The sequence below is a fragment of the Mariniflexile aquimaris genome (assembly GCF_042676825.1).
GTDB classification, from domain to species: domain Bacteria; phylum Bacteroidota; class Bacteroidia; order Flavobacteriales; family Flavobacteriaceae; genus Mariniflexile; species Mariniflexile aquimaris.
The window spans coordinates 248,850-273,929 of record NZ_JBHTIB010000002.1 but is presented as its reverse complement, the minus strand read 5'-3'; the positions used below and the strand labels follow the sequence as shown (position 1 = coordinate 273,929).

Annotated in this window: 22 protein-coding genes and 1 tRNA gene; 15 read left to right on the top strand and 8 right to left on the bottom strand. The window is 33.3% G+C overall.

Features of this window, described 5'->3' with window-relative positions:
• Window positions 1–685: 685 nt before the first annotated feature.
• The 5 genes from ACFQ0I_RS01225 (at window position 686) to ACFQ0I_RS01205 (ending at window position 3,782) form a co-directional block, all read left to right on the top strand.
• Complete coding sequence (locus ACFQ0I_RS01225) at window positions 686–1,543, top strand: hypothetical protein (RefSeq protein ID WP_379938616.1); 858 nt, start codon at window positions 686–688, stop codon at window positions 1,541–1,543.
• 205 nt (window positions 1,544–1,748) lie between these two features.
• Window positions 1,749–2,066 carry a thioredoxin gene (gene trxA / locus ACFQ0I_RS01220; RefSeq protein WP_379938614.1) on the top strand — a complete coding sequence of 106 codons (318 nt, stop codon included), beginning with the start codon at window positions 1,749–1,751 and terminating at the stop codon, window positions 2,064–2,066.
• Window positions 2,067–2,144: 78 nt separating this feature from the next.
• Window positions 2,145–2,690: a ClpP family protease gene (locus ACFQ0I_RS01215; protein ID WP_379938612.1), complete on the top strand. Its 546-nt coding sequence runs from the start codon at window positions 2,145–2,147 to the stop codon at window positions 2,688–2,690.
• A 7-nt stretch (window positions 2,691–2,697) separates the two neighbouring features.
• On the top strand, window positions 2,698–3,627 hold the full coding sequence (locus tag ACFQ0I_RS01210; protein WP_379938611.1) for a DUF58 domain-containing protein: 930 nt from the start codon (window positions 2,698–2,700) through the stop codon (window positions 3,625–3,627).
• 81 nt (window positions 3,628–3,708) lie between these two features.
• A tRNA-Asp gene (locus ACFQ0I_RS01205) sits at window positions 3,709–3,782 on the top strand.
• Between the two features lie 177 nt (window positions 3,783–3,959).
• Here ACFQ0I_RS01205 and ACFQ0I_RS01200 read toward each other — a convergent pair.
• The 5 genes from ACFQ0I_RS01200 to ACFQ0I_RS01180 all read right to left on the bottom strand — a co-directional run bounded on the left by ACFQ0I_RS01200 (window position 3,960) and on the right by ACFQ0I_RS01180 (window position 7,151).
• Entirely contained in the window at window positions 3,960–4,313 is a 354-nt protein-coding gene (locus tag ACFQ0I_RS01200; RefSeq protein ID WP_379938610.1) for a hypothetical protein, read from the bottom strand.
• 172 nt (window positions 4,314–4,485) lie between these two features.
• Window positions 4,486–5,046, bottom strand: a complete 561-nt coding sequence (locus ACFQ0I_RS01195) for a 2-oxoacid:acceptor oxidoreductase family protein (RefSeq protein ID WP_379938608.1) — start codon at window positions 5,044–5,046, stop codon at window positions 4,486–4,488.
• Window positions 5,047–5,048: 2 nt separating this feature from the next.
• Window positions 5,049–5,825 (bottom strand): thiamine pyrophosphate-dependent enzyme, encoded by a 777-nt coding sequence (locus tag ACFQ0I_RS01190; RefSeq protein WP_379938607.1) that lies wholly within the window; start codon window positions 5,823–5,825, stop codon window positions 5,049–5,051.
• Window positions 5,779–6,903, bottom strand: coding sequence for a 3-methyl-2-oxobutanoate dehydrogenase subunit VorB (locus tag ACFQ0I_RS01185; RefSeq protein WP_379938606.1), 1,125 nt, complete (start codon window positions 6,901–6,903; stop codon window positions 5,779–5,781). The genes ACFQ0I_RS01190 and ACFQ0I_RS01185 overlap by 47 nt, the downstream gene beginning before the upstream one ends.
• Window positions 6,904–6,920: 17 nt before the next feature.
• Window positions 6,921–7,151, bottom strand: coding sequence for a 4Fe-4S dicluster domain-containing protein (locus ACFQ0I_RS01180; protein ID WP_379938603.1), 231 nt, complete (start codon window positions 7,149–7,151; stop codon window positions 6,921–6,923).
• 522 nt (window positions 7,152–7,673) lie between these two features.
• Here ACFQ0I_RS01180 and ACFQ0I_RS01175 point away from each other — a divergent pair.
• The 8 genes from ACFQ0I_RS01175 to ACFQ0I_RS01140 all read left to right on the top strand — a co-directional run bounded on the left by ACFQ0I_RS01175 (window position 7,674) and on the right by ACFQ0I_RS01140 (window position 18,837).
• Window positions 7,674–10,103: a PAS domain-containing protein gene (locus ACFQ0I_RS01175; RefSeq protein WP_379938601.1), complete on the top strand. Its 2,430-nt coding sequence runs from the start codon at window positions 7,674–7,676 to the stop codon at window positions 10,101–10,103.
• A gap of 49 nt (window positions 10,104–10,152) precedes the next feature.
• Window positions 10,153–12,672 (top strand): sensor histidine kinase, encoded by a 2,520-nt coding sequence (locus ACFQ0I_RS01170; protein WP_379938600.1) that lies wholly within the window; start codon window positions 10,153–10,155, stop codon window positions 12,670–12,672.
• 97 nt (window positions 12,673–12,769) lie between these two features.
• Window positions 12,770–13,141 carry a response regulator gene (locus tag ACFQ0I_RS01165; protein WP_379938599.1) on the top strand — a complete coding sequence of 124 codons (372 nt, stop codon included), beginning with the start codon at window positions 12,770–12,772 and terminating at the stop codon, window positions 13,139–13,141.
• A gap of 3 nt (window positions 13,142–13,144) precedes the next feature.
• Window positions 13,145–16,864 carry a sigma 54-interacting transcriptional regulator gene (locus ACFQ0I_RS01160; RefSeq protein WP_379938598.1) on the top strand — a complete coding sequence of 1,240 codons (3,720 nt, stop codon included), beginning with the start codon at window positions 13,145–13,147 and terminating at the stop codon, window positions 16,862–16,864.
• A gap of 191 nt (window positions 16,865–17,055) precedes the next feature.
• Window positions 17,056–17,466, top strand: a complete 411-nt coding sequence (locus tag ACFQ0I_RS01155) for a DUF7793 family protein (RefSeq protein ID WP_379938597.1) — start codon at window positions 17,056–17,058, stop codon at window positions 17,464–17,466.
• Window positions 17,467–17,470: 4 nt separating this feature from the next.
• Window positions 17,471–17,884, top strand: a complete 414-nt coding sequence (locus ACFQ0I_RS01150) for a DUF7793 family protein (protein ID WP_379938596.1) — start codon at window positions 17,471–17,473, stop codon at window positions 17,882–17,884.
• Window positions 17,884–18,300 carry a PAS domain-containing protein gene (locus ACFQ0I_RS01145; protein WP_379938595.1) on the top strand — a complete coding sequence of 139 codons (417 nt, stop codon included), beginning with the start codon at window positions 17,884–17,886 and terminating at the stop codon, window positions 18,298–18,300. Before ACFQ0I_RS01150 ends, ACFQ0I_RS01145 begins: the two co-directional genes overlap by 1 nt.
• A gap of 396 nt (window positions 18,301–18,696) precedes the next feature.
• Window positions 18,697–18,837 (top strand): DUF5679 domain-containing protein, encoded by a 141-nt coding sequence (locus tag ACFQ0I_RS01140; protein WP_308993201.1) that lies wholly within the window; start codon window positions 18,697–18,699, stop codon window positions 18,835–18,837.
• 38 nt (window positions 18,838–18,875) lie between these two features.
• Here ACFQ0I_RS01140 and ACFQ0I_RS01135 read toward each other — a convergent pair whose 3' ends face one another.
• The 3 genes from ACFQ0I_RS01135 to ACFQ0I_RS01125 all read right to left on the bottom strand — a co-directional run bounded on the left by ACFQ0I_RS01135 (window position 18,876) and on the right by ACFQ0I_RS01125 (window position 23,355).
• Window positions 18,876–20,378: an aminotransferase class V-fold PLP-dependent enzyme gene (locus ACFQ0I_RS01135; protein WP_379938593.1), complete on the bottom strand. Its 1,503-nt coding sequence runs from the start codon at window positions 20,376–20,378 to the stop codon at window positions 18,876–18,878.
• Window position 20,379: 1 nt separating this feature from the next.
• Window positions 20,380–22,443, bottom strand: coding sequence for a protein-disulfide reductase DsbD family protein (locus tag ACFQ0I_RS01130; protein ID WP_379938592.1), 2,064 nt, complete (start codon window positions 22,441–22,443; stop codon window positions 20,380–20,382).
• A 102-nt stretch (window positions 22,444–22,545) separates the two neighbouring features.
• Window positions 22,546–23,355 (bottom strand): HAD family hydrolase, encoded by an 810-nt coding sequence (locus ACFQ0I_RS01125; protein WP_379938590.1) that lies wholly within the window; start codon window positions 23,353–23,355, stop codon window positions 22,546–22,548.
• Window positions 23,356–23,520: 165 nt separating this feature from the next.
• Between ACFQ0I_RS01125 and ACFQ0I_RS01120 the strand changes: the two genes are divergently transcribed.
• Together ACFQ0I_RS01120 and ACFQ0I_RS01115 are read left to right on the top strand one after the other, a co-directional pair.
• Complete coding sequence (locus tag ACFQ0I_RS01120) at window positions 23,521–24,525, top strand: LacI family DNA-binding transcriptional regulator (protein ID WP_379938588.1); 1,005 nt, start codon at window positions 23,521–23,523, stop codon at window positions 24,523–24,525.
• A gap of 352 nt (window positions 24,526–24,877) precedes the next feature.
• On the top strand, window positions 24,878–25,024 hold the full coding sequence (locus ACFQ0I_RS01115; RefSeq protein ID WP_379938586.1) for a hypothetical protein: 147 nt from the start codon (window positions 24,878–24,880) through the stop codon (window positions 25,022–25,024).
• Window positions 25,025–25,080 lie beyond the last annotated feature (56 nt).

The following is a 25,080-nucleotide window of genomic DNA, read 5'->3' as shown; positions in this document are numbered from 1 at the left end:
ATTCAAGCTTTAATTATTTGGGCAATTGCTAAAGCACCGCGCTTTCCACTATATCTTTTTTGTGCTTAACTTGTTTCAGTATCTCATCAAGTTTAAAATATTCATGGGTGTTAAATGCTTAATTCAAAGTTAATATCAGCACAAAAAAGGATGCCGTTTCAATCGCTATTGCGAGTGCAGTACTAGTTAAAAATTATAGAATTAAATTGACGTTACATTTACTCACGCGGCCACTAAGCAGAGCTTAGCAGTAGCTGCGTACTTCATGCGATAAATCTTCGAGTTAAATTAGGTTACACTTATTCAATTTGCCACAAAGCATAATTCAGCAGCAGCGTGATTAGATGTCTCTGCTCCCGCTAAGCTCCAGCTTAGTGGCGGCAACAATAAAAATCATACAATCATTTTGTTTTCTCACGCTCCCGCTAAGCTCTGCTTAGTGGCGGACAGAACTATCCGCAAATTATAGAATTAAATCGACTTTACATTTACTCATCCGGCCACTAAGCTGGAGCTTAGCGGTAGCTGTGGGCTAGCAGGTTTAGATATTAAAGACGCGAAGTTTAAGAGTGATTCAAAAAATAATTCATTTTTAAGGGTAGGAATTTTTAAAGAATGCTTGTTATATAATAAATCGGTCTATAAAACTGTTATAGACCTTGTAATAACTTTAAAAATCCTATTTATGAACAAATTTAAAATTTTAATGGTTTTAATGGCACTCGGATTTGTATCCTGCCAAAATGATGATTCATCAAATCTATCAAGTGATGATTCTTTTTCATCAGAAGCTATCGCTGAAGAAGCAGAAAGCGTATTAGATAACATAGCACTTTATTCTGAAAGTACTTTTGGAGTATATCAATCAACGGGTAAAACATCGCTAGACTCCAAAACTGATGGCACCTCGAAGCGTGGTCGCTCAGGGTATTTTAAAGACTGTGTCGATATTACTTATGAAGAAACAGATACAACACGAAAATTAACAATTACGTTTACGGGCGATTGTACAGATAGCGATGGTAATATCATTACCGGAACTATTACTAAACTGCGTTCTAAAACAGATACAAGTGCAGAAAGATCAATTACAATTACCAATTTAAGTATAAATGGCTATTTAGTAAATGGTTCAAAATCGTACACATATACTGCAAGCAATGCCAATGGAAATCCGGAAATGACAGGTTCTGTAGATATTTCTGTAGTAACGGATGCAGGCACTATTTCAAAAGTAGGTACTAGAACTGTAGAAATTACGGCTGGAGCAGACACAGATACGTGTACCGACGATGAAAAAACCATTACGGGTTCTTCTGAATTTACAGATGCAAGCGGAGCGGTGTATAGCATGGTGATAGATCCTGCTTTAGTAAAGCCAGCAGAGTGTAAGTATATTGCCTCTGGAATTAAAACTTATACTAATGCCAACGGCGTAACAACTGTAGATTATGGCGATGGTACTTGCGATAATATTGCTATAAAAACAGCAGCAGATGGCAGCGTTACCGAAATAGAATTAGGTAGAAAAAGGCATCATTAAAATTTCTTGAAATAAATTAAAAGAGCTATTCATTTTGGTAGCTCTTTTTTTATTATATTTAGGGATATTAATAAGTCTAAAAAACCAAATAGCCATTGTTGATAAGGTTATAAGTAAAACAAATAGTAACGCTGTAAGCTTTCGAGTTTTTTTTGACTAATTTTGTACGAAGAAAATAGAATACGAATTAAAAACAATAAATATTATGGCATTAGAAATTACAGATGCAACGTTTGAGGAAACAGTACTGAAAAGCAGTAAACCAGTTTTAGTAGATTTTTGGGCAGCTTGGTGCGGTCCTTGTAGAATGGTTGGACCAATAATAGAGCAAATTAGCGAAGAATATAAAGGGAAAGCAGTAGTAGGAAAAGTTGATGTGGACGCTAACCAAGAATTTGCTGCAAAATATGGAGTACGTAATATACCTACAGTTTTGGTGTTTCAAAATGGAGAGGTAGTTGGACGTCAAGTTGGTGTAGCACCTAAAAATGCTTATACAGAGGCGATAGATTCACTTTTATAGTCGATAAACAAAAAGAAAACTTAAAAGGTTTGCCGTTATGGTAAACCTTTTTTTATTTTAGATGAAAATTAATTAAACATGAGTGATAAAAATAAAGTTCAAGACGCTATTGATAGTAAATTTATAGAACAACGTAAAGTTTTTTTATGGGGGCAGGTAGACGATAAATCGGCAAAACATGTTATCGATAGATTGATGTATTTAGATGCATTAGAAACTAAAGATATTCAATTGTACATTAACAGTCCGGGTGGCTATGTGACTTCGGGTTTTGCTATTTACGATTGTATTAAGTCATTAAAAAGTGAAGTTTCTACTATCTGTACAGGATTTGCAGCTTCTATGGGGTCTATTATACTTTCCGCAGGCCAAAAAGGAAAAAGGTTTATACAACCACATGCTCGTGTTATGATTCATCAACCAAGCGGAGGTGCACAAGGACAAGCTAGTGATATAGAAATTACGGCCAAAGAAATTATTTTAACAAAAGAGTTGAGTGCGCAAATCTTAGCAGATAATTGTGGGCAATCTTTTGAAAAAGTAATGAAAGATTTTAATCGCGACCATTGGATGGGGGCGAAAGAATCGGTAGAGTACGGTATTGTTGATGCTATTTTAGGATAATATTGATTTGGATATTCAGGAAGAACTCAATAAAGCAGAAGGTTTTAAAAACCTGGAGCTACTTGCAAAACAAGTGGTAGAGGGTTTTATTGCGGGGATGCATAAGAGTCCGTTCCATGGGTTTTCGGCAGAATTTGCAGAGCATAAAATTTATAATAAAGGCGAAAGCACGCGGCATATCGATTGGAAGTTGTTTGCGAAAACCGAGAAACTATATACCAAACGTTATGACGACGAAACCAATTTAAGGTGTCATATCATCATTGATAATAGTAGCTCGATGCATTATCCTGAAATGCGCTCGTTTTCTATCGATAATCTAAATAAAATTGCGTTTTCAGTTTTAGCTGCGGCTTCTTTAATGCAGATTCTTAAAAAACAAAGAGATGCAGTAGGATTAAGTATTTATAGCGATGCGTACGATTACTATGCCCCCGAAAAGGGTAGTGAGCGTCATCATCAAATGCTATTAAATCATTTAAGTGAGGCCGTTAGTTCAAGACGTTTACGTAAACATACAGAAACCTATAAATACCTACACGAAATAGCCGAAAAAATTCATAAACGTTCTATGATATTTTTATTTACCGATATGTTTCAAACCAATGAAGATGAAAACAAGTTATTTGAAGCATTACGTCATTTAAAATATAATAAGCACGAAGTAATTTTATTTCATGTGTTTGATAAGGAAAAGGAATTAAATTTTGAGTTCGATAATAAGCCAAAACGGTTTATAGATGTGGAAACAGGAGAGCATATTAACTTGTATGCTGATACGATTAAAGAGAATTATAGTAAAGCTGTAAGCAGTTATTTTGACGCTTTAAAGCTAAAATGTTTACAATACAAGATAAAATATGTGGAAGCAGATGTTAATGATAATTTTAATAACATCCTCACTACGTATATGATAGAGCGCAAAACCTTTGTTTAGTGAAAATAGTTTCAAAAAAATATAAAAAAAGATTTGACATATTAAAAAAGGCGTGTATATTTGCAACCGCAATAATGCAACGGTCTGGTAGTTCAGTTGGTTAGAATGTCGCCCTGTCACGGCGAAGGTCGCGGGTTCGAGTCCCGTCCAGACCGCAAAAATTGCTAAAAGCTCTAAGAGATTAGGGCTTTTTTTGGCACTTATAAGAAGTTGTGTTGTTCCTAGAGAAATCTAGGGAGTAGTTTACCAGAGTAATTTGGTATTCCAATGAGAAGCTTTCCTTTTTTCTTCATAGAAAATCGGGATGCTTTTTTGTTTTATAGCTTTTTGTTTTATGACAATTCCTTCTTTCTATTCAATCGAATAATCTGAATAAACTTAATGATAAAAATTATTTTAAGAGTTATGCCTGAAACAATCAAATAAATGGGCTGAATCAGGTTTTGTTGTATACCTCTTAGATAGATGCCTGTAAAAAATAATAATAATCCTAAGGCTAAAAGATATAACTCGGTTCCTGGTTTGTATTCGCCGTTTTTTATTTTAAAAACAATGTAGATTAATTTACATGTAGCCCCAGTTATTATTGCAACTAATCCAACGGCATCCATGGTCGTCATTTTTTTAATAAGAATACCCGCCACTAATAAGATAATGCCGATAAATAATAAGGACTTTGATTTCATAACTTACGTTTAATGGCTAAAATATGATATATAATAGCTTTTATGAATGACTATTATCATGTGGGGGTATGGTAAATGACTTAATCGTGAATCGAAAGCATTCCTTTTCTCTATGAAGAAAAAAGGAATGCTTAATTGTTTTGTTAGAAATAGTTTAGAGTGTTTTCTTTAATTAAACTAAATCAAGTTGTTTTATTGGTTTAATGTTATTCATTCCAACATAAATGGCTTTTTCATTTAAAGGAATTAGATGATGATGACGTTCCGAAAGTGATTTTTTAAGACCATCTATCACGCTTTTTAATTTAACAATGGGTTTTATCTTTAAAAAACCTCCTAAAATAATCATGTTAAAAATTTTTTTATTTTCCATTTCGGAAGCCAATTTGGTGCCTTCAATTTGAAAAATTTGAATATCAGTTCTTGTGGGGTGATCATAAATACCATTAGGATCGTAGAATAGCATGCCTCCAGGTTTCACGCTAGCCTCAAATTTATCCATGGATTGTTGGTTTAAAATAATGGCGGTGTCGTATAGTTTCAGGTAGGGCGAGCTTATGCGTTCGTCACTTAATATTACCGTTACATTGGCTGTGCCACCGCGCATTTCTGGTCCATAGGATGGCATCCAGCTTACTTCCTTGTTTTCCATAATGCCAGAATAGGCTAATATTTTTCCCATGGAAAGGACGCCTTGACCGCCAAAACCTGCTATAATAATTTCTTCTGTCATGATTACAATTTTAATTTTCCATCAACTTTAATATCACCTAAAGGGAAATAGGGAAACATATGTTCCTCCATCCAAATGTTTGATTCATTAGGTGTCATTTTCCAACCCGAATTACAATTAGAAACGATTTCAACAAACGATAATCCTTTTTTTAATCGTATATTTTCAAAAGCTTTTTGAATAGCTTTTTTTGCTTTTCTTGCGTTTTTATGGGTGTGAACAGACTGTCGTGTGGCATAAAAAACTCCGGGTAAATTAGCAACCAGTTCTGTAATTTTTAGCGGACTTCCCATGCTTTCAATTTCTCTGCCGTATGGCGAGGTTGAGGTGCGCATGCCCGCTAAAGTTGTTGGTGCCATTTGTCCACCTGTCATTCCATAAATACCGTTATTAACGAATATAATAACAATGTTTTCGCCGCGGTTACAAGCGTGAATGGTTTCTGCGGTACCAATTGCGGCAAGGTCGCCATCGCCTTGATAGGTAAATACGTATTTTTCTGGCCAAGTTCTGGCAATTGCAGTGGCTACGGCAGGTGCGCGACCGTGGGCAGCTTGCGTCATATCAATATTCATAAAATCATAAGCCAAGACAGAGCACCCAACAGGGGCAACGCCAATAGTGTCTTCTACAATCCCCATTTCATCAATAACTTCCATGGCTAAATTATGCACTGTACCATGTCCGCAGCCTGGGCAGTAAGACAGCGGTGCATCCGTCATTAATTGCGTTTTACAGAATACTTGATTCTCGGGTTTTATGATATCTAATAGTTCCATTTTTTATAATTTTTTGTTCTAAAGCTTCCAAAACTTCTTCCGGCGTATGTATAATGCCTCCAGTTCGTCCAAAATGTTCTACAGGTACTTTATGTTCTACAGAAAGCCTAACGTCTTCAACCATTTGTCCCGCATTTAATTCAACACTTAAAATGCCTTTTACCTGATTTGTTAATTCTAATAGCGGTTGTTTTGGAAATGGAAACAGGGTTATGGGTCTTAATAAACCTGCTTTAATGCCTTTTTTTCTGGCTAGCTCTACTGCTTTTTGACTAATTCTTGCACTAGAACCATAAGCCACAATTAAATAGTCGGCATCATCGCATAATATTTTTTCGTAGCGCAAATCTTCTTTTTCCATGCGCTCATATTTTTTCATTAATCTATGAACTCTGGCTTCCATTTTTTCAGATTGCAAATCCAGAGAAGTAACTATATTACGTTCTCTTCCTTTTTTGCCTGTTGTGGCCCACGAACCATAATTTTTAATAATGTCTTCGTTCGTCATGCGGGGTTGCTGATCGCGAAGCTTCACTTTTTCCATCATTTGTCCTATAAGGCCGTCTGAAAGAATAAGAACAGGCGCACGGTATTTAAATGCAATTTTGAAGGCGTCGGATACAAAATCAGACATTTCCTGTACAGAGGCAGGAGCGAGTACATAAAGTTTGTAATCGCCGTGGCCCCCACCTTTTACCGATTGAAAATAGTCGGCCTGCGATGGTTGTATAGTGCCTAAACCAGGACCACCACGCACCACATTTACAATAACGGCAGGTAATTCTGCTCCAGCTAAATAGGATATTCCTTCTAATTTTAAAGAAATACCTGGGCTAGATGATGAGGTTAATACTTTTTTACCGGTACTTGCGGCGCCATACACCATATTAATGGCAGCAATTTCGCTTTCGGCTTGTAAAACAACCATTCCAGTTCGTTTTTCGGGTTGTTCTGCCATTAGGTATTCTATAACTTCTGATTGCGGTGTTATGGGATAACCGAAATAAGCATCTACTCCGGCGCGTATAGCAGCCTCGGCCAATGCTTCATTTCCTTTCATTAACTTGAATTCTGACATGTTTAAGTTTTATTATTTTAAGCAGATACTTTAACTCTATAAACCATAATTGCTCTATCGGGGCAAACAATACCACAATTAGTGCAACCGGTACACGCTTCGGGGTTTTGCATAACCGCATAATGGTAGCCTTTACGATTAATATTGGTAGACATACCAATAACATTTTCCAAACAAACGGGGATGCAGACCTCACAGCCTTTACAAGCTTCTGTATCAACTACTATTGCTCCTTTTACTTTTGCCATTTTCTTAATATTAGTTGTTAATATTAACCTATAATTAAATAATTCTTAAAGATATGGCTTGTTAGCAAGAAAAAACATGATAAATGTCAACATTTCTATAAATGTGATTCCGGTAATTCAATGTTATTTTTTTGATGTAAAAATTATAATTTATTTTATTTTTAAATTGTTAAAAAATGGGAGATACATAGGCTTTCGAAGTGCCGCTAAAGAGTCAAGTTTCGGTTAGCTTTTTCAGAAAACTGCGATACTTTTTGTTGTGAAACAAATATTTAATAATTGAATAACTGTAGTTTGATAATTTTAAATGTAAATTGTATCTTACAATGATTTTTATAACGCTGTTTTAGTATACGTGTAAGTTAATTGCTTTGTAAACTAATTAAGCATTGGCCTCATAATAAATAAGTTGTTAGATTTAAGTGGTGATTTTGTGAAATTGGTTTAGTGGTTAAGTTTTAATTATTATTTCAATTTAAAAGACAGGTTTAGCTTAAATACATGTATTGAAATTAAAATTGTATGAACTTATATACTACTATTCTTTTAGAATTTTTACTGGTAGCTTCAAGCATACTTATATTGTTTAAGTTTAGAGTAAAACTTGGTTTAGCACCGCTTTATATACTTTTAGGTTCCTTGCAGTATTTGCAAGCTAATTTAGGCAGCGCTTTCAGTTTTAATTTTTTTGCGGATTATGTAATATACCCGGGTTCCATTATTTTGTTTAGTGCGGTATTATTTGCGGTTTTGCTCATTTATATTAAAGAAGGAGTGGCCAGTGCAAGGGCACTTATTATTGGTATTGTAATCTCAAATATTATCATGACTTTAATGTTTGAAATTACTTATTTACAGGAAATAATTAAAAATGCATCGATAAATTCTTATTCTTTGTTTAGAGTAGATTTGAAATACTTTATTGGTGGTACCACTATTTTAATATTAGATTTCTTGTTGCTGTTTATACTGTATCAATACTTAGTGTCAAGAATTAAAAAACTGCATTATTTTGCAATTCTTTTTATCACGCTTTTTTCAATTCTAATTTTTGATGCCATTGCCTTTAATGTTGCTTTGTTCTCAGGGACGCCGTTATTTAAATCATCATTAGTAAGTCATCTTGTAGGGAAATCGTTGGGTGCACTTGTGTTTTCAATATTGCTCTATTTTTATGTGACATATTTTGATAACGAAACAAAATCAACAGCTTCCTTTATTGCGAATCAAAATCGAGATATATTTTCAATATTCAAGTATAGAAAAAGATACATCAATCTAAAAGCAGAGAAAGCTGAGGTTGAAAAAAAATTGGTGTCTCAAATAGAAAGCGCTTTAAAAAATATTTCTGATGGATTTGTGTCCTTAGATACCAATTGGTGTTATACCTATGTTAATATTAAAGCTGGTGAAATTTTAGGAAGATCGCCCGAGAGTTTAATTGGAAAACATATCTGGACAGAATTTCCAGAAGGCGTGGGTTTGCCTTTCTATAATTTGTATTATAAGGCTGTAGAAACGCAACAAACACAGTATTTGCAAGAATATTACCCGCCTTTCCGTATGTGGCTAGAAAACAGAATTTATCCATCGCCTGAAGGATTAACCATATATTTTACAGATATAACCGAAAAGAAAGAGGCAGAAAGCAATAATCAAATGTTGTTGTCATTAATAGAGACTAGCGACGATTTTGTTGGTTTAGCATCTTTAGAAGGTGTGCCTATTTATTTAAATTCTAATGGTAGAAGCTTAGTAGGTTTGGCGGAAAAAGACGCATTGCCAGCTTCAATAACAGAATTTTTTCCAGAAAATTATCACGATATAATTATTAACGAACATATACCTAGCATTTATAAGGAACGTAAATGGAATGGAGAAGTTGAGTTTAAAAATTTTAAAACAGGCAAGTTAATCCCTATTGAAATGTCTGGTTTTTTAATAAGAGATAAAATTTCTAACGAGCCAATGGTATTAGGTATTGTAGCTACAAATATAACAGAGCGTAAGAAAATTGAAGGACAAATTATTGAAAGCGAAAAAAATCTAGATACAATTATTAACAATATCGGAGACCCCTTATTTGTAAAAGATGAAGAAAGCCGATTAATATTAGTTAATGATGCATTTTGTGCCATTTTTAATTTAACGAGATCCGATATCATAGGCAAAACACTCGCAGAAAATGTACATCCAGACGAACAAGAAAGTTTTTTAAAGATTGATAAGCAAGTGTTAACCACCGGGGTAGAAAACGTTAATGAAGAAACATTAACCTTAAATGGAACGGATAAACGTATTATTTCAACTAAAAAAACACGTTTTATCGATGATTATGGGCATAAGTTTCTAATTGGAGTAATTAGAGATATTACCGATCGTAAAAATGCCGAGATAGAATTAAAACAGAGTGAAGAAAAATTTTCAAAAGCTTTTGAGTCGAATGTTATTGGTAAAGCCATATTAAATAAAGAAAAAACGATTATAGAAGTAAACGATGCCTTAGCAAACATTGTTGGCTTTAAAAGAGAAAACATGTTAGGCAAAACAGCCGTAGAAATAGGACTGTTTAATTTTGATGACCCGAAAAACTTAGAAAATGAAGCCTTATTATGGAGTGAGTTTAGTGAAAAAGGCTATGCCTCAAACATCGAGTTAAAATACCTGTTGAATAATGGAAAAGAACTTTTTATATTAATCTCTTTGCAAGCACTTCAACTGTACAATGAAGATCATGTTATGATTACTGTAGTCGATATCACTGAAAAGAAAAATGCTGAAGCAGAATTAGAAAAGTATAGAAATAATCTTGAAGAACTAGTAAAAATAAGAACCGAAGAAGTTAATTTTAAAAATGCCGAATTACAACGCATGAATAAATTGTTTGTAGGCAGAGAATTAAAAATGAAAGAACTTAAAAACATTATTAAAGAATTACAATCGAGAAAATGATGCGTAAATTAAGGTATAAAAGAAAATACCTGCTTAATTTTGCTTACTTATGAAAAGTCATCCCATATATCTTTTTTTTAAGAAACCCTTAGCTGCTGGTATTTTAACTTTTATAGGTCTACTAATTGTTATACAAATTATTGCTTATCAAAAGTATGTAATCAATGAAAATGATCAGAAAAAGGAAATAATTAATCATGTAAATTTAATTAAAGAGAAGTTACAAGCCTTAGTTATGTACAGCTATACAGCTACAAAAACCCTGGCTTACATAGTAGAGCGTAATGGCATACCTACAGATTTTGACACCATAGCAATTGAATTGTTAGATAGAAACAAATATTTTGATGTGGTAGAATTGGTTGATAGCGAAGGGTTTATAACACACGTATATCCGCTAAAAAACAATGAAGTTATTGGGTTTAATATACTTAAAAGTTCTACGGCCAGTAGTGGTGCTTTAGCAACCATTAAAAGAAAAGATTTTTTTATCGCAGGTCCCGTAAATTTAAAACAAGGTGGGGTGGCCATGATAAGCAGGCACCCCATTTTTATAAAAGGCAAATTTTCAGGTTTTGCTGCGGTAGTTACTAAACTTTCCACCTTTTTCAACGACCTAAACATCGATGCTTCTAATGCTAATCAATTTAAATATCAATTATCAAGAGTTAATCAAGATACCGGGAAAGAAGATTTTTTTTTAAAAAGCGATATAGCTACATTAAAAAATTATGCAGTACCCATTGAAATGGATTACGGCGAGTGGAAACTCTATGTGGTTCCAGCACAACAAGAAGTTAACGCAGCTGTATGGTTTGCATTAATTGGGTTTTTTGTTGCAATTTTTGGTGGTTGGGGTGTTTGGTTTTTTGCAGGACAATCAGAACGCTTGGAAAGACTTATTAATTTAAAACTTGAAAAGCAGGAAGCACAACTCAGTTTAATGCACGAAACTACCAGTAAACAAATTAAACGAAGTGAAGCCAACCTAAATAAAGCACAGCAAATAGCGAAATTAGGTAGTTGGGAGTTAGATTTAGTTACAAATAAATTATCGTGGTCTAAAGAAATGTTCAGGATCTTTGAAAAAGACCCTAAGAAATTTAAAGTAACTTCTGAAGCCTTTTTTGAAACTATTCATCCAGACGATAGAGCCATGGTGAGAGAGGCGTATGCAAAAGCAGTAAAAAATAAAAAGCCTTATCAAATCGTGTATCGATTAAAACTTAGTAATGAGCGTATAAAGTATGTTAACGATCATGGCGAAACGGTTTACGACGAATATCAAATTGCAATAAAAACCTTCGGAATTATTCAAGATATATCCGAAAGGAAAGAATTCGAAGAAGTTTTAACAAACAGTGCTTTGCTTTACCGTAGTCTTACATCTAATGCGCCAGTGGCCATTTTTAATATTAATATGGAAGGTGAGTGTACCTATGTAAACGAAGAATGGATGAAGTATTCTGGCATGAATTTTACAGAATCAATGCGTTTTGGCTGGCACAATGCCTTGCATCCAGAAGATAAAGACAGAGTGCTAAAGGAATGGCAAGAAGCCTTTTCTAATAATTGCGAATTTAAAACAGAGTTACGATTTCTCGATAAAAAAGGAAAGGTTATTTACCTATCCGTTAAAGCCACAGAACTAGTCGATTCTAAAAATAATATATATGGCTATATTGGAATAGCTTCCGACATTACGGAAAGAATTGAAAACGAACGGGAATTGTTAAACTATAAAAACAATCTCGAAGAATTAGTAAACTCACGAACCGAAGAGCTTAATGAAGGTAAAGAAGCATTATTAAATCTGTTAGAAGATTTAAATTTTCAATCTGTGGAATTAGAAAAAGAAAAAGTTAAGGCACAATCTGCCGATTTAATGAAATCTTCGTTTTTAGCCACCATGTCGCACGAATTAAGAACACCCATGAACTCTATAATTGGTTTTACGGGTATTCTATTAAAGGAATATGCGGGCCCTTTAAATGAAGAACAAAAAAAGCAACTTACCATGGTTAAAACTAGCGGGCAGCATCTGCTAGGTTTAATTAATGATGTGTTAGATATCTCGAAAATTGAAGCAGGAAAATTAAAAGTTTCTCTGTATCCTTTTAATTATTTAAAAATACTAGAAAAGACTTTAGACTTTTTATTGCCTCAGGCCGCTAAAAAAGGACTGGTATTTAAAACAGAAATATCGCAATTGCATATCACCTTAAATAGCGATGAACGACGCGTTGAACAGGTATTGCTCAATTTGATTTCTAATGCTATTAAGTTTTCTAATAAAGGCAGTATAACAGTGCAGGTAGATGTCGTCGATGATATGCTTATTACCCAAATAAAAGATCAGGGAATTGGCATTGCTCCCAAAGACCTTAATAAATTATTTATGCCATTTATTCAATTAGATAGTGGTTTAAGTAGAAGTCATGAAGGGACAGGGCTGGGATTAGCCATTTGTAGAAATTTAATCGAAAAACTAGGAGGTACTATAGAAGCTAAAAGTAAAGTGGGCAAGGGGAGTGTGTTTACTTTTAAATTACCGTTAGAGCCATCTTAAAAATTATAAATACTTAATTTGCGATTTGCTTTTTTGAGTGCAATTTTAGTATATTTAAATAACTCACTGATTGTAAAATATATACAAACATAAAATTATGAAGTCTACTATTTTAATAATTGAAGATAATGAGCAAAACATGTATATGTTATCTTATTTACTCGAAAAAAGTAATTACAAAATTCTTAAAGCTTTTAATGGTTTAGATGGGTTGAGAATGGCGCATGAAAATAATCCTGAAATTATTTTAATAGACATACAGCTTCCAGATATGGATGGTTACGAAATATGTAACAAATTAAGACATAACGGATTGCCAAAAAACACCACAATAATTGCGGTAACGTCATACGCGATGGGTGGCGATAAAGAAAAAGCAATCGAAGCAGGTGCAGACGGGTATTTAGAGAAGCCTATTAACCCAGAAACGTTTGTGAAACAAATGGAAAGTATTATTAATTCAAAATAAGTAATGAGTAAAAAAACGGTATTAATAGTAGATGATACATACGAAAACTTATACTTGCTAAGAGTTATTCTTGAAGAAGCAGGGTTTAATGTTATTGAAGCTAGTAATGGTAAGGAAGGTCTTAAAATGCTTTACGAAAATAGTAATGTAGATCTAATTATTTCAGATATTTTAATGCCTATTATGGATGGGTATTTATTTTGTCAGGCCTGTAAAAAAGAAAAAGTATTCAAAAATATTCCATTCATATTTTACACTTCTACGTACACCGAAAAATTAGATGAAGAATTCGGATTAAAATTAGGTGCATCTCAGTTTTTAAGAAAACCAATAGATCACGACGAGTTACTTTACCTTGTAAACGATATGTTCGATTCTGTAAAAACCAAGGTTAAATACGCTAAAAAAGTAAGAATATCAGAAGGTGAGGTTTTAAAATTATATAGCGAACGCCTTATTAATAAGCTCGAACAAAAAAGTTTAGATCTGGGAAATGAAGTCATTGAGCGTAAAAAGGCAGAGCAATTATTAATTCATAAAAATGAAATACTTGATTTAATAGCGGTTAATACCCCGTTAAATAAAATTTTCGATAAATTACTTTTAAACTACGAATCGATTCATCCAGATTATTTTGGCGCAATTAGATTGTTGGATGCAGACGGAGCTCACCTTAGCTTGGAATCTGCACCTTCAATGCCTAAAGACTACTATTCGGCAGTAAAAAAAGTTCCGGTAAGTAAAGAGGCTGGCTCTTGTGGAGCAGCAGCTTTTACCAAAAAACCGGTTATAGTTTCAGATGTTAGTAACGATGCATTATGTAACCAGTTTAAAGAAATTTCATTAAAACACAATATAAAATCGTGTTGGTCTTTACCCATATTATCAAAAAACAATACGGTTTTAGGAACCTTGGCGATATCTAGTAAAACTGTTAGAACGCCTTCACTAGACGAGATTCAAGAGCTTAATTTTGCAGTAAGTTTAGCCAATATTGCCATTGAAAAGTACAGAACGGTCGAAGAAATTAGAAGAAAAGACGAATCGTATAAATTATTATTTGATCAGGCAACAGATGTTATTATAAGTTTTTCTTTAGACGGAACAATATATAGTTTCAATAGAGCATCGTATGTTGTTTTAGGATATACCGAAAAAGAGTTTTCTAAATTTAAAATTCAAGATATCATTCTGGAAGACTTAGTTCAAGACCAAGAAAACCTAAAAAAGTTACTTGAAGGAGAGGCTATCGTGTTTTCAAGAAAATTTGCGCATAAAAACAAATCTATTATTGATTTAGAGATATCGGCAAAGGTTCAAAATGACGGCAAAATATTGGGAGTTGCCCGAGATGTTACCGAACGCAAAAAAGCCGAGTTAGAACTAAAAACAGCAAAAGAATTTACTGAGAGCCTCATTGACTCTATGCAGGATGGACTTTCTGTAATCGATGCCAATAAAAATCATATTCATGTAAACCCAGCATTATGTAGAATTACCGGATATTCCAAAGAAGAATTATTGGGTATCAAACCTCCTTTTCCGTATTGGCCACCTGAATATCTTGACGAAATAAATGATATTGTAGATAAAACTTTATTAGGAATTGACAAAAGTGGCGAGTCGGTTTTTAAACGTAAAAATGGTGAGCGCTTTCCGGTATATATGTCTATTTCTAGAGTAAAAGATAATCAGGGAACAGATGTCGCCTTTTTTGCATCAATACAAGATATATCAGAAAAAGTTAAAGCCAGAGAAGCATTAAAAGCGGCAAAAGAATTTTCAGATAAGCTAATCAGATCCATGCAAGAGGGCTTGTTAATCGTAGATCTGGAAGGTAAAATTTTAATGGTGAATAATTCGTTAAGCAACATTCTTGGTTATTCAGAAGAAGAACTCCTTGGGATTAATTTACCTTACCCATTTGCTAAAACAGAAGATTTGGAATTAATGTTAGCTATAAAAGATGAAGTAGCTACCGGAGAAACAACATCTTTTCAATTGGAGTTTTATAAAAAAAATGGTGAAAAATTTTTAGCATCGTTTTTATCAGGGAATATAAAAAATGATAAAGGAGAGGTTATTGCCTTGTTTGGAACGGTAAAAGATGTGTCTGAAGAAGATAAAGCCAGAAAGTTATTAGAAGATAATGCCAAAAAATCTGCCGATAGAAAGAATGTAATAATGGAATTGGCAAGCTTGGTGGGCACCGATTACAACGAAGCTTTAAAGAAAATAACAGCGCTTTCGGCCGAAACCTTAAATGTTGAGAGGGTAAACGTTTTGAAGTTTAATAATGATAAAACAGAGTTAATTTCAGAAAAATTATTCATTAAAAAAGATAAGAAGTTTGAAAGTGGCTTGGTAATACGTAAACAAGGGAATGAGGCTTTTTTTGATTATTTAATGCAAAATAAAACAATAAACGCTCCCGACGTTTTTACTAGTAAATACACCAAAGGTTTTACCGAAGAATACCTCATACCGTTAAATATAAAATCGAAACTAAGTGTTCCTATTCAGGGTGTTAATGAAACCTATGGCGTTTTGTGTTTTGAGCAGATAGATACGGCTAGGATTTGGAGTTATGAAGAAGAAGAATTTGCAACTTCTATAGCTAATTTAGTATCGTTAATGATTGAAAGTCACGAGCGAAAGATTGCAGAAAAAGAAGCGATTTTAGCTAATGAACAACTTATACTAGCGAATAAAGAATTAAATATTCTAAGAAATCGTTTAGAGCAAGAAAACATCTATTTAAGAAACGAGATCGATTTGGTTTTCAATTATGAAGAAATGGTGTATGGCAGCGAAGCATTTAGTAATGTGCTTACCGAAATAGAAAAAGTAGCGCCTACAAATGCCACCGTATTACTAACGGGGGAATCTGGTACAGGTAAAGAGTTATTGGCTAGGGCGGTTCATAATACCAGCCTTCGCAATAGTAAACCTTTAATTAAAGTGAATTGTTCAGCCATACCCAGAGAGCTCATTGAAAGTGAACTTTTTGGTCATAAAAAGGGATCTTTTACAGGTGCCTATAGCGATAAAATTGGAAAGTTTGAATTGGCAGACGGCGGTACCTTGTTCCTCGACGAAATTGGAGAGCTGCCGTTAGATATGCAACCCAAAATATTACGATTTTTACAAGAAGGAGAAATTGAGGTTGTTGGTGGCACTGGCATGAAAAAGTTAGATGTAAGAGTGATTGCTGCCACCAATAGAAATCTTAAAGAAGAAATCAAGAAAAAACAATTTCGAGAAGATTTATATTTTAGGCTCAATGTGTTTCCAATTGCGGTGCCTGCATTAAGAGACCGAAAAGATGATATTCCATTGTTAGTTGAGCATTTTGTGGATAAATTTAATAAAGCATATTCAAAAAATATTAAATACATTTCAGATGAAGCGATGGCGCAATTAATAGCTTATAATTGGCCAGGAAATATTCGCGAATTAGAAAATTTAATAGAACGCGCTTCCATTTTGTCGGCAAACGAAACATTAATTATACCTGGTTTTGAATCTAAGGTTCAAAAATCAAAATCATCTATTAATAGTAAGAACTTATCTCTAGATTTTGTTCAACGGCAGCATATTCTGCGTGTATTAGAGCAATGTAATTGGAAAATTAGTGGTAATAATGGCGCAGCGACTTTGTTGGGCCTTAAACCGAGTACACTTCGTGATAAAATGACAAAACTAGATATTTCTAAGCCTTAAAAAGTAGCGGCATACCGTGGGTTGTAAAATCTTACATGTTTAAGTTGCGGTATACCGTGAGTTAGTATTTTCATCTCTCCTTGAGCGTAATTTTATAAAATATTATAAATCAATTAGTTATATATTTTAATGCCGCGTAGGAATTAATTGGCACACCAGTTGTTGTTCAGTTTTTAAATTGAATAACAGTTATGAACAATCCTATTAAATGTAGAAAAGCAAAATTTTGGCTGGAAGATGGTGTTCTTTTTTGCGTATTCATTCCCAAAGAATGCGATAATCAATTTAAAGACGATTTTATAGAAGACTTTTTAAAAGCCATAGCCTTATTATCAAACGGAAGTTATTATCCATTACTTATAGATCTTAGACAACTTAGCAATGCCAATGCGTTTTCGGTTGTTAAAATTCTGGCTAAAAACCCAGAGCTTAAAATGGCTATACTTTCAAAATCTTTTGTAGTAAACTCCTATTTTATGCAATTCACGATCCTTTTTTGCAAAAGGATTCAAGACCCTGTAATTCCTAATAAAGTATTTAGGAGTTATGAAAATGCCATTAAGTATTCTTTAGAAACCAATTATGTTTTTAACGCCTATTAATAATATGACTAGCGTAATCAAAAGCCTGCAATTAGACCAGTCTAAATTTTGGATCGATAACGGAATATTGTTTTGTGAAATTCGGCACCTTGATTCGCATCGCTATTTAAATACAGAAACACTAGAAACATATTTAAAAGCAGTTAATACGTTATGCGAGGGTAAAAAAGTACCCATTTTAATAGATTTAAGAAATACGGAAGGAACGTTTTCTATAAATGCCGCCAAAACATTGGCAACGAGTCTTGAGTTTCATAATTTAATTATTAGCGAAGCTTATGTTGTTAACTCATTAAAAATGAAATTATTAATTAATTCATATAAAAGAATTTACGAACCTCTTAAGCCATTTATAATATTCGATAATTATAATGATGCTTTGAATTATTCAATTGAAGCTAAAAACATGCACAACTAATGGAAGCACTTAAACACTACATGTGGCGTATAAACCCAGAAATGGCCATATCACAATTTATAAAAAGTAATGTTGCTATTTCGGTTTCAGACAAGCTTGGACGCATTGTTTATGCCAACGACCGATTTTGTAGAATAACCGGATTTCAGGAAAATGAACTATTAGGCGTTGTAAATAGTTTGTTTTCTTTAAAACTTCACAAAGAACCGTATTACAAAAATTTGTGGGAAACTATAGAAAATGGCGATGTTTGGAAAGGCGTTTTAAAGAACAGAGCTAAATCGGGCGAATTATTCTGCTTAGAAACCACGATTGTGCCTTTAAAGGATATAAATGGCAATATTGAAAGTTATGTATCTATGTATCTAGATGTTTCGGAAGTTAGGTTAAATGAGAATAACGCAATTGCTATTTAATTGGTTGGTTTTATAGTTTAGTTAATTTCAAAGCGGGAAACAAATCGAAAGGCGTTTCATTTATTTATACGTTCCTATTTCAATAGACAATCATATTTAGTTTGCAATAATTTGATAAACAACATATTACATGGTATTTAATAAGTGTTTTTTGATTAAAATGCCATTGTATTTTTCGTAAACTTATTATGTAAAAATTTTTACACAAAGCTTCCTGATTAAAAAATAAATGGAATACTTAAAAAGTCGGTAGGGGCAACTTGTCGAAAAGGAAACTCCAATTCCAGATATTCGTTAAAGAAATTAAGATAAATTTAGTATTTTATTTGCACGCACTTAGAATAAAACTTACATTTATAAAATCTTAATTTAACTATTTAATAAAATTATCAAATCATGGAAGGATATTGCGTAAAATGTAAAGACAAAAAAGAGATAAAAGACGCTGCTGAAGTTACTATGAAAAATGGTAGAAAAGCAATGAAAGGTAAATGCCCTACTTGCGGAACAGGAATGTTTAGAATCTTAGGTAAATAAGCTGTCTTATAACTTAAAAAAACTGGTTTAATTTATAGCTATAAATTAAACCAGTTTTTTATTATATGCTTTTCTGTGGCGATATGGCTGTTGTGGATAAATTCATTTTTCATGGCGTCATGTGTGTAGTCTATTTGCCATTCTTCAAAATGTTTCGCTGTAGCTTCAATGGCGCTGCAAATATTTTCAATTTCTTCGTTGGTCATAGTAGGGTGAATCGACATACGTATCCAACCTGGTCGCTCAACTAAACAACCTTCCAGTATTTTTTGTTCGATTGCTCTAGATGTTTGTTGATTTACGTGCAGTAAATAATGACCATAAGTACCAGCACAAGAACAACCACCACGTGTTTGAATTCCAAAACGATCGTTTAATAATTTCACTATTAAATTATAATGAGCATTTTCAATGTAAAATGAAAAAACACCCAATCGGTTTGTGTGGTTTTTAGCTAGAATATGAAGGTTTTTAATGTCTGAAAGCCTTTTAAATACGATAGCATTTAACTCGTGCTCTCTGGCAAGAATATTTTCGACACCCATTGCTTCCTTTAACTTAATGGATAGGGCAATTTTTATAGCTTGTAAAAAACCGGGAGTTCCGCCATCTTCTCGGGTTTCAATATCATCAATATAATCATGATTTCCCCATGGATTGGTGTACGAAACCGTTCCGCCTCCTGGATTGTCAGGCACTAAATTTTTATACAGTTTTTTGTTAAAAATAAGCACGCCAGAAGTTCCTGGTCCTCCTAAAAACTTATGCGGAGAAAACGTGATGGCATCTAAATAGTCGTTTTCGTTTTCAGGATGCATGTCTATAGTAACATACGGAGCCGAACATGCAAAATCGACAAAGCATAAGCCATTATTTTCGTGAATAATTCGTGCTATTTGATAATAATCTGTTCGAATACCTGTAACGTTAGAACAGGCTGTAATGGCGGCAATTTTTATGGGATGCTCTTGATAGTGTTCTAATAATGCTTTAAAACTTTCAAAACAGATAAGTCCTTCATCATTACAAGGTATCACAATAACCTTCGCAATTGTTTCTAACCATGAGGTTTGATTAGAATGATGTTCCATATGTGAAACAAAAATGATGGGTCTTAACGCATCGGGAATTTGTGTGTAATCTTTTAAGTTTTCAGAAACTTTTAATCCTAAAATACGTTGAAACTTATTAATAGCACCGGTCATTCCTGTTCCAACGGTAATAAGTACATCGTCTGTTGAGGCGTTTACATGTCTTTTAATAATGTTTCTGGCTTCATGGTATGCCAAGGTCATGGTAGAGCCAGTTATAGACGTTTCTGTGTGTGTGTTTGCTACAAACGGACCAATGGAATCGCGTATTTTTTCTTCAATAGGCTTGTATAATCTACCACTTGCTGTCCAATCGGCATAAATAATCTTTTGTATGCCATAAGGCGATTCAAATTCCTGATTTAAACCAATAATATCCTTTCTAAAAGGTTTAAAATAGTCTTCTAGGTTGGTATTGCTTGCTTTATTGGTTACTCGGTTATTTGCCATGTTATTTATTAGTTTCTGGCGCTGTGAAATTAAATCCCGAGAATTCTTTTTGACTTAGTTCTTTTGAAATCGTTAAACCACATTCAAGAAACTCTGCATAAGCCACTTCATCGGGGGTATAACCAACCGCCTCACTGATAATTTTTTTCCCTTCGGAATCTAAAATAACATAAAATGGTTGTGAATTCGATTGAAAAAACTGCGTTTGAAAATTAGCCCATTTATGTCCGTAGTTAACTAATTTACGCGTTCCACCATTTATTCTATTTACCAAAACTTGCTCTTCTTGGGGTAATTCTTTTTTGTCATCTACATACAGCGAAATAATCACATAATCATTTCTAAGATAGTTATCTATTTTCTTTGAAGACCACACGTGTTCTTCCATTTTTCTACAATTCACACAGGCATAACCAGTAAAGTCTAACATAATAGGTTTGTTAACTTTTTTAGCATAGGCAATGCCAGTTTTTAAATCTTTAAAGCATGTTAAATTATTAGGACAGTCGTTTGGGTACATAAAACTATAGCCTACCGGAGGTGCTAATCCGCTTAAAAGTGTAAGCGAACTAAAGGTGTTTGTTTCTTTATTCAGCCTAAATCCTGAAGCTAAATAAATTACAAACGCAGAAACCAGAATACCAAATGATATTCTTGAAAACGATAATTTTTTAATAGGCGAATCGTGTGGGAATTTAATTTTCCCAAAAAGGTATAATGCTAAACCAGCAAAAATGATAATCCATAATATTAAAAACGGTTCGATTTTTAAGATTCCCCAGTGTTTCACTAAATCGGCATTCGATAAAAACTTAAAGGCCAGTGCCAATTCAAAAAATCCTAAAACTACTTTGGTAGTATTTAACCAGCCACCAGATTTTGGAAGTGCATTTAATAAATTGGGGAACATAGCAAATAAAGCAAACGGCAACCCTAACGAAACCCCAAAACCAGACATGCCTGCTGTAAGTTGCCATGCACCACCATCGGCAGTTAAAGAACCGGCTAATAGAGATCCTAAAATAGGTCCAGTACACGAAAAAGATACAATGGCTAAAGTTAATGCCATAAAAAAGATGCCTAAAATACCACCTGCATTTTCCCCTTGTGTGGTTTTATTGGTCCAGCTTGACGGTAAGGTTAATTCGTAATAACCAAAAAACGAAAATGCAAAAAACATGAAGATTAAAAAGAAGATTACATTAAGCCAAACATTGGTTGAAATGTCGTTTAAAATATCTGGATTAACAGTATCTAATAAATGAAAAGGAACACTTAGCAGAATGTATACGGCAAATATAAAAAAGCCATAAAGTAGCGCTTTGTATACCCCGGCTTTGTTATTTTGAGTTCCTTTTTTTGTAAAAAAGCTCACGGTTAATGGAATCATTGGGAATACACAAGGTGTTAACAAAGCAAGTAATCCGCCCAAAAATCCTAAACCAAAAATATTCCAGAGCGATTTACTGTTGTTTTTAGTTGTTGCAACATTGGCGATGCTTCCGTTTTCGCAGGCTAAATCAGATTTTTTAAGATCATCAACAGACATGCCATAAAGTAAATTGTTTACCGCATCATTGTTAGCGGGAGCAGTTGTTGTTATGGCTTCAGTATTACTGTTTGATGTTAAAGCAAAACTAAAATCTTCGTCTATTTGAAGGCAAACTTCTTTACAAACCTGTCCGGTTAAATTAATATTCGCACGGGTTACATTGTCGTTTTTTAACAAAATGCGTTGTTTTAAAACGGCTTTATGTTCGAAAAACGTTTCATAAACTTCAAAGATATCATTGTACTTTTTAACCGTGTCGCTTTCTTTAGCTTTCCCCATTAGTTCGAAGTTTTTTTCATCTTCTTTTTTAGAAATGAAAATAGGTAACGAACCTCCATCGGCGGTGTATTGCGAGTATAAATGCCAATCCTGTTCTATTTCGGCAGTAATTACAAGATCGTATTCTTTATCCGATATTTTTTCAACCGAGGTAGACCATTTTATAGGATTTTGTATTTGTGCAATTAAGGCGGTGCTGAATGTTAAAAGGAAAATGAAAACTAATTTTTTCATGTGTAAATTTTGAATTTTATCTAATACTATTTCGGTATTGGTCGGCACAAGATAAGATACCTAAATAATTATTCGTGTTAAATTTTTTATAACAAATTGGCGTTAACCTATTTTAGTTGAAATTAATTCGTCGAGAATAATTTCGACGCCTTGTTCTGCATTGCTTTTTGTTTCGTAACGGGCTATTTTTTTTACTTGAATATGGGCATTGGCCATAGCATAACTATAGTCGGCAAGTTCTAACATTTGTAAATCGTTGTTGTAATCGCCAAAAACCATGGTTTCTGCTTTTGTAACGCCTAATTCTTGTTGTAAAATACGTAAAGCATAGGCTTTATTTGCTTCGGCATGCGAAATATCTAACCAATTTTGACCAGAGACTAGTACTTGCATATCCGGTTTTAAAGAAGCGATATGCGGATAAATGTTTGTTTCAGAACATTCAAAATGAAAAACAGCGATTTTTAAAAAGTCATCATTAGTAACTTTGGTTAAATCTTCTACAATGCTGTATTTTGAATAATATTTTTTAAATCTCGAAATGAATTCAGAATCGTTTGTCTCTAGATAAGCTGATTTTCTTCCACATAAAACAATAAAAATATCTTTTATATTTCGTAATGTTTCAATGGCTATTGTAATGTTTTCGGTTGTTAATTTGAGTAAAACATGTTCTTTGTCATCAAATTTCATAATGCCGCCATTTTCAGCAATTATAGAAATATCGTTTTGAATCGTATGAAGCTTATCTACAATGCTGTGAAATTGACGTCCACTAGCCGCTACAAAATGGACATTGTGCTTTTTTAATTGCGAAAACTGATTAAAAAAACGGGTACTAACTTCACCTTCTGTGTTTAGTAGCGTACCGTCCATATCGGAAACTACTAGTTTTACTTTTGAAAAATCCATAGTTAAAATTAAGTTACAAAAATACTACTCTTAACTAGAATATGCGCTAGTAAGGCGGTAAAGTCATGGTTTGTTAATAATATTTTCTTCGCTTCGTATTTATAGCTTATTTTGATACAGGTATTTTTGTAAATTGCGATAAATTTAATTTACACGTCTATTATTATGGTAACCTTAAAACAATTAGCAAAAGAGTTAAATGTTTCTATTTCTACAGTTTCTAAAGCTTTAAACAACAGCGAAGAAATTGGCGAAGAAACTATTAGACGTGTGAAAGAATTGGCAGGATTGTACAATTACAAACCCAATAAAGTGGCGCTTAGTTTAAAGCAAAATAAGACAAAAACGATAGGGGTTATTATTCCTGATATTTTAAATCATTTTTTGGCTAAGGTGCTTTTTGGTATAGAGCGAGAAGCTGCGAAATACGGTTATAATATTATAACATGTATTTCTAATGAATCGTTAGATCAGGAAAAAGATAGTTTGCGTTTATTAGCAAATGGTAGTGTAGATGGTTTTATTTTATCGGTTGCTGAAGAAACTCAAGTGAAAAATGAAATAGAACATTTTAAAAAAACCATTAGTCAAGGTTTGCCCATTGTAATGTTTGATAGAGTGGCGCATGATGTAATGTGCGATAAGGTGATTGTTGATGATTTTGATTCTACTTACAACGCTACCAAAAGTATGGTTTTAGAAAAACGTAAAAATATTGCTTTTATAACTACTTTAGATGGTTTGAGCGTTGGAAAACTAAGAGAACGCGGATATAAGAAGGCTATTTTAGAACACAATTTAAATCCGAACTTAATACTAAAGGTTAAGAAAAAGGATGATCATCAAAAAAAGATACTTAATTTTTTAAAGAAAAATAAAACGATTGATGGGGTTATTGCAGCCGATAGTTCATCTGGTATTATAGCCATTAATGCGGCGATTAATTTAGGACTAAAAGTGCCTAAGGATATATCGGTTATAGGTTTTGCTAGCAAATCAGATTCCTATCATACCTTACCTAAGCTTACAACCATCAGGCAGCATGCAAAAGAAATTGGGGCATATGCTGCACAATTATTAATTAATAGGCTTCAAAATAAGGACGCAGAAGAAGATATTAAAACCAAAATAGTAAAGACCACTTTGATAAAAAGCAACTCAACATTGTAAGATTATTTCGAATAATAGGATTAAAAACGACACATAAATAACACTTAATCGTTAAAATAATACATTTAATCGAAAATATTGTTTTGATGAACCTGTTTTGCCTTACATTAGTACTCCTTAATTAGCGCAACAAACAACTCCCTCTGCTTTTTAAGAATCATTAATCCATTTTTTGACTGTAAAGTCATTTCCCTCAAAATAGTATGTAAACAAAGTCTGTGCGTTTTTATATGCATGCGATTTTAAAGTTAATTATCCATTTTTTCCCTCTAACGAAGATTTTTATTTGAAGTCTTAGTTGCTGTTTTATTAAAAATTTAGAAAAAAATAATTAACCTTAAAATCAATAAATATGAAAGCCCTAAAAATTACCTTAGTTTTAGCATTATTTTTCGCAGCATTAACGTCTTGCACAAAACAAGATTTAAATGAAGATGATGTACTTGCAAGTCCAGAAACTCAAAACACCATTTACACTGGTGGTGATATTGATAATTAATTAAAAATATCAAATAGTTTATATAAAAGCTCTTTGCTGATGGCAAAGGGCTTTTT

Bases quoted from the DNA above. Each gene is read 5' to 3' on its own strand.
- ACFQ0I_RS01225 (WP_379938616.1), top strand. From the start codon at position 686: ATGAACAAATTTAAAATTTTAATGGTTTTAATGGCACTCGGATTTGTA.
- trxA (WP_379938614.1), top strand. From the start codon at position 1,749: ATGGCATTAGAAATTACAGATGCAACGTTTGAGGAAACAGTACTGAAA.
- ACFQ0I_RS01215 (WP_379938612.1), top strand. From the start codon at position 2,145: ATGAGTGATAAAAATAAAGTTCAAGACGCTATTGATAGTAAATTTATA.
- ACFQ0I_RS01200 (WP_379938610.1), bottom strand. From the start codon at position 4,313: ATGAAATCAAAGTCCTTATTATTTATCGGCATTATCTTATTAGTGGCG.
- ACFQ0I_RS01195 (WP_379938608.1), bottom strand. From the start codon at position 5,046: ATGACAGAAGAAATTATTATAGCAGGTTTTGGCGGTCAAGGCGTCCTT.
- ACFQ0I_RS01190 (WP_379938607.1), bottom strand. From the start codon at position 5,825: ATGGAACTATTAGATATCATAAAACCCGAGAATCAAGTATTCTGTAAA.
- ACFQ0I_RS01185 (WP_379938606.1), bottom strand. From the start codon at position 6,903: ATGTCAGAATTCAAGTTAATGAAAGGAAATGAAGCATTGGCCGAGGCT.
- ACFQ0I_RS01180 (WP_379938603.1), bottom strand. From the start codon at position 7,151: ATGGCAAAAGTAAAAGGAGCAATAGTAGTTGATACAGAAGCTTGTAAA.
- ACFQ0I_RS01175 (WP_379938601.1), top strand. From the start codon at position 7,674: ATGAACTTATATACTACTATTCTTTTAGAATTTTTACTGGTAGCTTCA.
- ACFQ0I_RS01170 (WP_379938600.1), top strand. From the start codon at position 10,153: ATGAAAAGTCATCCCATATATCTTTTTTTTAAGAAACCCTTAGCTGCT.
- ACFQ0I_RS01165 (WP_379938599.1), top strand. From the start codon at position 12,770: ATGAAGTCTACTATTTTAATAATTGAAGATAATGAGCAAAACATGTAT.
- ACFQ0I_RS01160 (WP_379938598.1), top strand. From the start codon at position 13,145: ATGAGTAAAAAAACGGTATTAATAGTAGATGATACATACGAAAACTTA.
- ACFQ0I_RS01155 (WP_379938597.1), top strand. From the start codon at position 17,056: ATGAACAATCCTATTAAATGTAGAAAAGCAAAATTTTGGCTGGAAGAT.
- ACFQ0I_RS01150 (WP_379938596.1), top strand. From the start codon at position 17,471: ATGACTAGCGTAATCAAAAGCCTGCAATTAGACCAGTCTAAATTTTGG.
- ACFQ0I_RS01145 (WP_379938595.1), top strand. From the start codon at position 17,884: ATGGAAGCACTTAAACACTACATGTGGCGTATAAACCCAGAAATGGCC.
- ACFQ0I_RS01140 (WP_308993201.1), top strand. From the start codon at position 18,697: ATGGAAGGATATTGCGTAAAATGTAAAGACAAAAAAGAGATAAAAGAC.
- ACFQ0I_RS01135 (WP_379938593.1), bottom strand. From the start codon at position 20,378: ATGGCAAATAACCGAGTAACCAATAAAGCAAGCAATACCAACCTAGAA.
- ACFQ0I_RS01130 (WP_379938592.1), bottom strand. From the start codon at position 22,443: ATGAAAAAATTAGTTTTCATTTTCCTTTTAACATTCAGCACCGCCTTA.
- ACFQ0I_RS01125 (WP_379938590.1), bottom strand. From the start codon at position 23,355: ATGGATTTTTCAAAAGTAAAACTAGTAGTTTCCGATATGGACGGTACG.
- ACFQ0I_RS01120 (WP_379938588.1), top strand. From the start codon at position 23,521: ATGGTAACCTTAAAACAATTAGCAAAAGAGTTAAATGTTTCTATTTCT.
- ACFQ0I_RS01115 (WP_379938586.1), top strand. From the start codon at position 24,878: ATGAAAGCCCTAAAAATTACCTTAGTTTTAGCATTATTTTTCGCAGCA.